General features: G+C 38.6%; 12 protein-coding genes. 7 read left to right on the top strand and 5 right to left on the bottom strand.

From position 1 onward, the window contains the following. Positions 1 to 324: 324 nt before the first annotated feature. On the top strand, positions 325 to 1680 hold the full coding sequence (locus IQ264_RS30115) for an FAD-dependent oxidoreductase (protein WP_193985980.1): 1356 nt from the start codon (positions 325 to 327) through the stop codon (positions 1678 to 1680). 76 nt (positions 1681 to 1756) lie between these two features. Here the strand turns inward: IQ264_RS30115 and IQ264_RS30110 are convergent, their stop codons facing one another. After that, positions 1757 to 2026: a hypothetical protein gene (locus IQ264_RS30110; RefSeq protein WP_193985978.1), complete on the bottom strand. Its 270-nt coding sequence runs from the start codon at positions 2024 to 2026 to the stop codon at positions 1757 to 1759. 365 nt (positions 2027 to 2391) lie between these two features. Between IQ264_RS30110 and IQ264_RS30105 the strand changes: the two genes are divergently transcribed. Next, a complete protein-coding gene (locus IQ264_RS30105; RefSeq protein WP_193985976.1) occupies positions 2392 to 2661 on the top strand; it encodes a hypothetical protein in 270 nt (89 codons plus the stop codon). Between the two features lie 38 nt (positions 2662 to 2699). On the opposite strand, the gene IQ264_RS30100 is transcribed toward IQ264_RS30105, so the two are convergent. Both IQ264_RS30100 and IQ264_RS30095 read right to left on the bottom strand, forming a co-directional pair. Then, entirely contained in the window at positions 2700 to 3020 is a 321-nt protein-coding gene (locus tag IQ264_RS30100; RefSeq protein WP_193985974.1) for a DUF5615 family PIN-like protein, read from the bottom strand. Between the two features lies 1 nt (position 3021). Next, the gene (locus IQ264_RS30095; RefSeq protein WP_193985972.1) at positions 3022 to 3240 is read right to left on the bottom strand and encodes a DUF433 domain-containing protein; all 219 of its coding nucleotides are present in this window, start codon (positions 3238 to 3240) and stop codon (positions 3022 to 3024) included. 35 nt (positions 3241 to 3275) lie between these two features. Between IQ264_RS30095 and IQ264_RS30090 the strand changes: the two genes are divergently transcribed. After that, positions 3276 to 3407 (top strand): DUF4926 domain-containing protein, encoded by a 132-nt coding sequence (locus IQ264_RS30090; RefSeq protein ID WP_228061927.1) that lies wholly within the window; start codon positions 3276 to 3278, stop codon positions 3405 to 3407. Between the two features lie 129 nt (positions 3408 to 3536). On the opposite strand, the gene IQ264_RS30085 is transcribed toward IQ264_RS30090, so the two are convergent. Further along, positions 3537 to 4067, bottom strand: a complete 531-nt coding sequence (locus IQ264_RS30085; RefSeq protein WP_193985970.1) for a cysteine hydrolase family protein — start codon at positions 4065 to 4067, stop codon at positions 3537 to 3539. Positions 4068 to 4189: 122 nt separating this feature from the next. Between IQ264_RS30085 and IQ264_RS30080 the strand changes: the two genes are divergently transcribed. From IQ264_RS30080 to gcvT, 3 genes are all read left to right on the top strand, one after another. Continuing rightward, positions 4190 to 4723 carry a hypothetical protein gene (locus IQ264_RS30080; RefSeq protein WP_193985968.1) on the top strand — a complete coding sequence of 178 codons (534 nt, stop codon included), beginning with the start codon at positions 4190 to 4192 and terminating at the stop codon, positions 4721 to 4723. Positions 4724 to 4924: 201 nt separating this feature from the next. Then, positions 4925 to 5278, top strand: coding sequence for a 4a-hydroxytetrahydrobiopterin dehydratase (locus tag IQ264_RS30075; protein WP_193985965.1), 354 nt, complete (start codon positions 4925 to 4927; stop codon positions 5276 to 5278). 145 nt (positions 5279 to 5423) lie between these two features. Further along, complete coding sequence (gene gcvT / locus IQ264_RS30070; protein WP_193985963.1) at positions 5424 to 6551, top strand: glycine cleavage system aminomethyltransferase GcvT; 1128 nt, start codon at positions 5424 to 5426, stop codon at positions 6549 to 6551. A gap of 209 nt (positions 6552 to 6760) precedes the next feature. On the opposite strand, the gene IQ264_RS30065 is transcribed toward gcvT, so the two are convergent. Further along, entirely contained in the window at positions 6761 to 7591 is an 831-nt protein-coding gene (locus tag IQ264_RS30065; protein WP_193985961.1) for an alpha/beta hydrolase, read from the bottom strand. Between the two features lie 143 nt (positions 7592 to 7734). Here IQ264_RS30065 and gcvH point away from each other — a divergent pair, with 143 nt between their 5' ends. Next, the gene (gene gcvH / locus IQ264_RS30060) at positions 7735 to 8124 is read left to right on the top strand and encodes a glycine cleavage system protein GcvH (protein WP_193985959.1); all 390 of its coding nucleotides are present in this window, start codon (positions 7735 to 7737) and stop codon (positions 8122 to 8124) included. Positions 8125 to 8212: the final 88 nt, after the last annotated feature.

Genomic DNA, 8212 nt, shown 5'->3' with positions numbered 1-8212 from the left:
GGGATGGGGAGAGGGATTGACGGTTTTTGCCTAACACCAAAAATATACAATTTAGATGCGATGCAAGCTTAGCAATTGACTTTCAATATCGACATCTTGCCTGTTTTCTGTTCTGGAGTGATAATCTCATACTCCAGAATCAACCAATAGGGTGAAGTTTGTTTGAGCCTATTCGCTTTACCCTGAATGGTGAACTAGAGATCCTGGGGTTGAAAAATTAGACTTGTCCAGAAATTGATTTGGACAGTTTCTCTCAATTGTTTACCACAGACTGTGCTGGTCAAAGGTCTGCTTTACACTGTTTGTTAGAGTTTGGGAAAAACTATGCAATTCTCACACAATGTTTATGATGTAGCGATTATTGGGGGCGGTATTTCTGGCACCGCGTTACTGTACAGCTTAACCAATTATACTAACATCGATCGCATTGCGTTAATTGAAAAAAATCCTGGAGTTGCTTTAGTCAATTCTCATAAAAATAGTAATAGCCAAACCTTACATTTTGGCGATATTGAAACTAATTATACGTTAGAAAAAGCTCGCAAAGTTAATCGGGCTGCGACTTTAGTCAAAAATTATCTGTTGCGAAATGATTCTAGCCAAGAAATTCATAGTAAATATCATAAAATGGTTTTGGCGATCGGCAAAGAAGAAACAGCCGAACTCCGCACCAGATATCAAGAATTTAAATCTCTGTTTCCCCAATTAAGATTGATTGAAAGAGAGGAAATTGCATTACTAGAACCTAATGTGGTAAAAGGTAGAGCAGCTGATGAGGAAATTTTAGCTCTCTACACTGACGAAGGTTACACGATAGATTTCCAAAAATTAGCCCAATCTTTCCTGCAAAAATCAATTGTAAATGAGCAAAAAACAATTGATTTGATGTTAGGAATGAAAGTTAAGAGTATCAAGAAAGAAGGCGAATTATATCAAGTAGAAACAGACAAAGAGGCGATCGCTGCTAAAGTAGTAGTATTTGCTGCTGGAGCTTATAGTTTACTATTTGCAAAATCTCTTGGTTACGGTAAAGATTATGCGTTATTAAATGTAGCTGGAAGTTTTTACCTCGCGCCAGGAGTTTTAAACGGCAAAGTCTACACAGTCCAACTTAAAAAGATACCTTTCGCCGCCATTCATGGAGATCCAGAAGTTCACGATGCTAGTCAAACAAGATTTGGCCCAACGGCTAAGGTAACTCCGCTATTAGAACAGCGGAACTATGCCACATTTTTCGATTATCTGCGAACTGCTGGACTCAGCATTGCTGCATTTTTGAGCTTCTTTAATATCCTTACTGAACCAGCAATTTTAAAGTATGTCCTAATGAATTTCATTTACGATATACCTTTCATTGGCAAGCGGTTATTCCTCAAAGAAGTACGAAAAATAGTTCCAAGAATCCAATTGGATGAAGTAACACTTGCCAAAGGTTATGGCGGAATTAGACCGCAAATTGTTAACCTGAAAACTCACCGTTTAGAAATGGGAGAGGCGAAAATTATTGGAGAGAATATCTTGTTTAATATTACTCCCTCACCTGGCGCTTCTACTTGTTTACAAAATGCCGAATACGATACAGAAAAAATTGTTTCTTTCTTAGGTGAAGGATATCGTTTTGATAAACAGAAATTTGAAAAAGAATTAGCTGAACAACGAGTTTTAGTTAACCTTGGCTAATCAAGCTTTAGAAGTTGTAGAGACGTTTCATGAAACGCCTCTACAGCTTTTTTATGGATACTTTTTAAAGGTGAATTTACCAAAAATATAAAGTTTTTCCGGCTTGTTCGATCGCAATAGTTTGGATAGAGCATTTGAGTTTAGCGATCGCCAACCGTAATTTTAATTGTTCTTCCTCAAGTCGCCAAGTTGTTTGATAGTCACTGCAATTAATTACCAGTGTATCTGGGGTAGCAAAGGCATAAATTACCCCATCATCGTCTAAGCCGCTGACTTCCAGAATTCGCTGTCCCAACTTTTGAGCATAAGACACCTGTTCGAGCAATATTTCTGCTATTGGATTCATTTCTACCTCCGATTACCCATGAAAAGCCTGCCTTCAAACTGGTGTGAGAAGGTTAAACAGTTAAATAACCAATCAATACTTAAGCCATCTCCAAAATCAGGTGTGATTTGAAGCTAGTTTCTCTAATTCTTGGAATAAGACAGGCGAGACGAACTTTTTTATCTATATTTTGTATCGTATTTTACGGTTTGCTTCAAAAATAGGTCTTGTTCACGAAAATTTACAAAGGGGGGCGATCGGATCTGAGTTTGCACGTCTAAAGACTGATACTGGTGCGGTAGTTTGGGTAGACGAGAGTGGTGTTACTTTTGGTACAAGTATGGGAACTCTATTAATGTAGATAATTTATATAATGGAGAGTCTTCATGGGATTGAGCAATATAGTCCGCAGGATAGGTCAAGTGAGTAATCCAGCCCAGATCGTTCGTAGCATTGATGTTCCTAGAGCAACTCTGATTATGGGAGCATCAGCAGTTGGAGCATTCGTTGGCACTAAAATTGGTGGGCCAGTAGGCACAGCAGTTGGAACACTTGTTGGTGGCTACGTGGGTAAACTAGCAATTGGGGAAGTGCAGTCTCTTACAGTAAAAGTGAATGGTTTGGGGATGGTAGAAATCAAATATTGTCTTGCTTAGCGATTAGTAGTAAAGGTGGGCATCGCCCACTTTTACCGCTATGTGTTTATGACTACAGCTTGTCCCTTAATTGCTGTAGACAAAATCGCTAAAACCTTTGGTATCTGAGGCTTCAGATCCGCCAAGCGGTTAGATGATGCTTGCAAAACAATCACAGCTATGTCAAATTCTGGCAAATTCTGCTGAAATGACAGATTACGGTCAACTGTAATAAAAACATCGAATTCTGCTGCTGCGAGAGTAAGAAGTTGTCCATTTTTTGTTCCCGTCCATCCCATCTGCGGAACTGTTTTCACTTCGTAGCCGACAAACTCTCTGGCAAGTTTACGATCGATGCACTCATCTAGAAGAAGCTTCATACTATGCCACCATGCTGACAAGTTGTTTTCCAACCTCTTCCAGTAATGTAATAACTTGCTCCCTAGTTACCGTCGGAAATCCATCCAGGAAATCATCAATTGATTCTCCCGCTTTCAAATAATCAAAGAGTGTCTGTACCGGAACTCTGGTGTTAGCAAAAACCGGGGTTCCACCCATAATTTCAGGGGACGTACTAATAACTGGTGAGTTTTTAAACATAGTCTTTTATCTTTTTGGTCTAGTATCTATCTTAAATGCAAAAAGTGGAATTTAGCGATCGCAATGGACGCACTTATGAATCTATAGGGTTACACCCAGCGCAAATTATGGTGTTACATTTTGATCCAGCATCTCCTGATAAAATGCCTAAAATAACTATGGTATAAAAAAGCATTTTATGAGCAAACTTCAAGCGAAATTTATGTAGGAACGGGTTTATTTAGATATTATGTTATTGTTGTTTTATCCAGGGAAAAACCCGTCCCTACAACTCAAAACTTTCTTCCCAATCCCCATTAAGGTGCAGCCAAAAACCCATCACTTAAACCAGCATCTCTTAGTCGAGGCGCACCAATATTTCGGCTGAGTACTGCTAAACCAGCCAAATGTGCTTGTAAACCAGCAGTACTAGCACAACAATCTGTTAATATCATTGGTTCAATGCCAATATCAAAAAGATCCATCGCTATTTTCAAAACACACATATCCGTGTCGATACCCACAATAAAAACTCGTTCAATACCCTCAGCACGAAGATAGTTACATAACTCATCTGGCATTCCACAAAGTCCACCTTTGGAAAAGATGAATTCAGGTTTGGCAAAAGGTTCCAATTCCGGGGCAATATTTGTCTCTGGTTTATCGGAACAATTATGCCAATCAAGTAATCTTTGATAAGGACTTTCTGTAGAATTGAGAAACCGAGTAAACAAAAGCGGTGCATACTCATTTTTTTCAATCAAACGAGCGATTCGTTTGGGAATGTGATGAGTAAATTGGTTAATAAAACCGCACTGTACATCAACAATAAGTAAAGGTTCTGGCATGATTTGCTTATGGTTAACAAAAGTTTATTTGACACTAACGCGACTTAGGTAAAAAGTCTAATATCTATGGGAATGAAAGATATAATTATCTACTAAGACATATAATTTAGGGATAAATTGGTATGATCGAGAAAAGATGTGTTTTATTTTTGGGAGTGAGTTTTTTACTGAGTCTGTTGGGATTAGATAAATTACCAGTGATTTCTGCGGCACAACCTTCTGTACCTCAGTCCTCAATGAAAGTACCAAGAAGCAACAATGTTGATGCTGCTTCTTGGTGTAAAACCGGGGTAAATCAGGGACGTGAACAACCGCTAGGTTTTGCTAAAGTAGTATTTTATCGAGATAAATCCGATCCCGAAAAGAAAGAATACATCGTAGGTTGTATAACCAATAATTCTCGGCAAACTATAGAACGAATTTCAGTCAGTTATGTTTTGCAATATCCACCAGGAAAAAGCAAATTTAGCGATGGATTTAATAGACTAACTTTTGCTGCTCCTATTCAACAAAGAAAAACTGTTTATTTTCGTAGTAATTTTGAAATTGATCCTGATGCTGTAGGCGTGGAAATAACTGTGGTAAAACCTATACAAAAAAACCAAACTATTACTTATGAGCCAATACAGCGTATAGTCATTCAGCGAAGTAACTGAAGTAACTAATTGTGGTAAAGTAACAAGAGATATCTTTTAGCTAAACTACGGTAAATAGCAGAATTACTCGCTTCCCGCCGGAAGATAGCTTACACTCTTGTCTCCTTCTAAAACCTGCCTTGCTCTATTACTAAATATTTTTTGGCGGCAAAGGAGTAACTGCTTGAGCCGTGCCAAAAGTGAAACTAGGAACAAACAACTATGGAACAGCTAGCAGAAAAAAAATGTGTTGCTTGCGAAGGTAATTCACCCCGCATCAGTGATACAGAAATTGCTGAACTTAAGCCGCAAATTCCTGATTGGGATATTGTTGAAGAAGAAGGTGAAGCACGTCTGAAGCGAGTTTATCAATTTCACGATTTTATGACAGCTTTATCCTTCACTAATAAAGTGGGTGATAAGGCGGAAAAAGCCGGACATCACCCAGCTTTACTCACTGAATGGGGCAAAGTAACTGTTAGTTGGTGGACTCATTCGATCGGTGGACTGCACATAAATGATTTTATTATGGCAGCAAAAACTGATAAAGTTGCTGAAGAGTTTGTCACTAAATAATTGCTCAATTTTGCAGAATAAAGATTGTTAATTCTGCTATTTTAAGGTAACTTATGAGTTATGGGTTGTAGATGAGCAAAACTTTGTTCCATAACTCATAATTTATCACTTATAAATGGCTTCTCAGGAATAATTTAATAAAAAAATGAGTAATCAATCAACAACACCAGCCAGTCTTTCTCGCACTCCTTTATATAATTTGGCTGTAGAATCTAAAGCTAGATTTACGGAATTCTCTGGTTGGGAAATGCCTGTTCAATTCGGCGGGATAGCACAAGAACACCAAGCAGTCAGAACTGCATCGGGAATGTTTGATATTTCCCACATGGGCAAATTTACCATGCAGGGAAAAAATTTAATTTTCCAATTACAAAGCTTAATTCCTTCTGATTTAAGTAGTTTACAAACAGGTCAAGCACAGTATAGTGTTTTATTAAATTCTGAAGGCGGAATCATTGACGATATTATTTTTTACTATCAGGGTGAAGCCGCAGGAATACAGCAGGGAGTAATGATTGTTAATGCTGCAACTAGACCAAAAGATAGAGCTTGGTTGTTAAAAAACTTGGAAACATCAGAAATAGATTTTCAAGATATTTCTCAAGACAAAGTTTTGATTGCGGTACAAGGGCCACAAGGAATTATACAGCTACAAAAATTTGTGCAAGAAGATTTAAATTCTATTAAATCTTTCGGTCATTTGTTAGGTACAGTATTAGGAAAACTTGCTTTTATTGCCCGGACTGGATACACTGGAGAAGATGGTTTTGAAGTGATGGTAGACCCAGATGTGGGGGTAGAATTGTGGCGTAATTTATTAGCAGAAGGTGTGGTTCCCTGTGGACTAGGTGCGAGAGATACTTTGCGTTTAGAAGCAGCAATGGCACTTTATGGACAGGATATTAATGAGGGGACAACGCCTTTAGAAGCAGGTTTAGGTTGGTTGGTACATTTAGATAGAAAAGGCGAATTTATTGGTAGGCAAATATTGGAAGAACAAAAAGCATCAGGAGTAGAAAGAAAACTGGTAGGTTTGCAAATGCAAGGGCGCAATATTGCCCGTCAAGGTTATCCGATAAGTTATGAAGGGGAAACGGTGGGAGAGGTGACGAGTGGGAGTTGGTCGCCTACTTTGGAATGTGCGATCGCACTTGCTTATCTACCTACAAATTTGGCTAAAATTGGTCAAGAATTACAAGTGGAAATTCGCGGCAAATTCTATCCGGCTAAAGTAGTGAAAAAGCCTTTCTATCGTTCTCCAAATAAAGCATAATTATCTGCGTTTATCTGGGTTTATCTACAGTTAAAAAACCAGCTTTATTTTTTACAACAGATGAACACAGATGTTTTTTAGAGTTTTTGGTTTGGTGTTGAAGTCTTGGTTTTTTAGAACGCAGATGAATACAGATAAAGGCAGATAAACGCAGATGTTTTTTAGAGTTTTTGGTTGATATCGAAATATTTGTCCCCAGTCCCAGTTATTTACTTTGACTGATGCTGAGAAATTAGTTGGGTAAATTCTCGCAAAGCTCGATCGTATTCTGTACTTGCTGTGTCTCTAAAATCATTATGTCCAGCAGCTTCAATAACTAAAACTCGCTTCGGTTCATTGGCAGCAGCAAACAGTTTTTCTCCGTGCCAAAACGGAATAACTTTATCAGCTTTGCCATACATTACTAATACAGGAGAATGCACCTTTTTAATTTTGGCGATATTATTGAACTTATCAAAAGGAAATAGAGTAATTTGTGTTACTACTCGAAAAGTACTGACAAAAGTGTTTTCTAAAATTAAACCTCCAACAGGTTTTCGACTCCCTAAATCTACCGATGGCCCTCCACCAACAGAACGACCATATAGTATAATTTTTTCTGGACTTACGCCTAAGTTTTGGGTGAGATAATCATAAGCTGCATCGATATCTTTGTAAGCAGCTTTTTCTGTAGGTTTTCCTTGACTCGTGCCATATCCTCGATAATCGTAAGCAAATACCGAAAACCCCAAGTTTCGCAATTCTTCTAATATCAGGAAATTGTCGCCTAAATCTTCTGCATTCCCATGACTGTAGAGAATGGTAAACTTAGCTTGAGGATTAGGTAAGTAAACTGCTGAGATTTTCACCCCATCTTTAGTAGTTAATTTGAGAATTCGATTGTTATCTTGGTAAGTAGATGGTTGGGGTAAAAAAATCATCCGATCGCTAAAAAAGTAAGCATATAAGCCAACACAAGCATAGATAAAAAAGATCGATCGCATAACTCGCAAAAAAGAAACCTCACCTATTATCAGTTTTTTCAGAATTTCCTTATTCATAATGAGTAGCTAACAATAAGGCTGATAAAATTAGCCTTCAGGGGAAATCACCCAATAATCTGTACCTATATCCAAGATCTGTCAGTTCTGCTCAAAATGCAACTGCAAAATCATTAAATTCTCTATCCTAGTGAGGAAATGAAATGTCCCATGAATATCCCGATGACCTGAAATACCTGGATACCCACGAATATGTCCGTCTTGATGGCGAAATTGCTACGATCGGCATTAGCGCCTACGCCATAAACCAATTGGGTGACATCGTATTTATAGAATTGCCAGAAATTGGCGACCTAATTAGCAAGGGAGAAGCCTTCGGAACAGTTGAATCTGTAAAAGCAGTAGAAGACCTCAAAGCCCCCGTTACCGGAACAGTCGTTGAACGCAACGAAGCAATGATTGAAGCACCAGAAGACATAGCCGAAGACCCATACGGCGAAGGATGGTTACTCAAAGTCCGCATCAACGACCCAGACGAAATAAACGATGCCCTATCCTCTGACGAGTATCGCGCCCAAGTCGAAGGGGAATAGCAAAAGGCAGAAGGCAGAAGGCAGAAGGCAGAAGGCAGAAGGCAGAAGGAAAGAAAGGGGTTATATTTCTCCCCATCCCCTTGTCCCC

The sequence above is a fragment of the [Phormidium] sp. LEGE 05292 genome, from assembly GCF_015207735.1.
GTDB lineage: Bacteria > Cyanobacteriota > Cyanobacteriia > Cyanobacteriales > Aerosakkonemataceae > Floridanema.
The sequence above is the reverse complement of the archived record's forward strand: the minus strand, read 5'-3'. Positions and strand labels throughout refer to the sequence as shown.

Coding starts and splice junctions, on each gene's coding strand:
- IQ264_RS30110 (WP_193985978.1), bottom strand. CDS start 2,026: ATGAATCCAATAGCAGAAATATTGCTCGAACAGGTGTCTTATGCTCAA.
- IQ264_RS30090 (WP_228061927.1), top strand. CDS start 3,276: ATGCAAAAAGTGGAATTTAGCGATCGCAATGGACGCACTTATGAATCT.
- IQ264_RS30100 (WP_193985974.1), bottom strand. CDS start 3,020: ATGAAGCTTCTTCTAGATGAGTGCATCGATCGTAAACTTGCCAGAGAG.
- IQ264_RS30080 (WP_193985968.1), top strand. CDS start 4,190: ATGATCGAGAAAAGATGTGTTTTATTTTTGGGAGTGAGTTTTTTACTG.
- IQ264_RS30085 (WP_193985970.1), bottom strand. CDS start 4,067: ATGCCAGAACCTTTACTTATTGTTGATGTACAGTGCGGTTTTATTAAC.
- IQ264_RS30115 (WP_193985980.1), top strand. CDS start 325: ATGCAATTCTCACACAATGTTTATGATGTAGCGATTATTGGGGGCGGT.
- IQ264_RS30105 (WP_193985976.1), top strand. CDS start 2,392: ATGGGATTGAGCAATATAGTCCGCAGGATAGGTCAAGTGAGTAATCCA.
- IQ264_RS30075 (WP_193985965.1), top strand. CDS start 4,925: ATGGAACAGCTAGCAGAAAAAAAATGTGTTGCTTGCGAAGGTAATTCA.
- IQ264_RS30065 (WP_193985961.1), bottom strand. CDS start 7,591: ATGAATAAGGAAATTCTGAAAAAACTGATAATAGGTGAGGTTTCTTTT.
- gcvH (WP_193985959.1), top strand. CDS start 7,735: ATGTCCCATGAATATCCCGATGACCTGAAATACCTGGATACCCACGAA.
- IQ264_RS30095 (WP_193985972.1), bottom strand. CDS start 3,240: ATGTTTAAAAACTCACCAGTTATTAGTACGTCCCCTGAAATTATGGGT.
- gcvT (WP_193985963.1), top strand. CDS start 5,424: ATGAGTAATCAATCAACAACACCAGCCAGTCTTTCTCGCACTCCTTTA.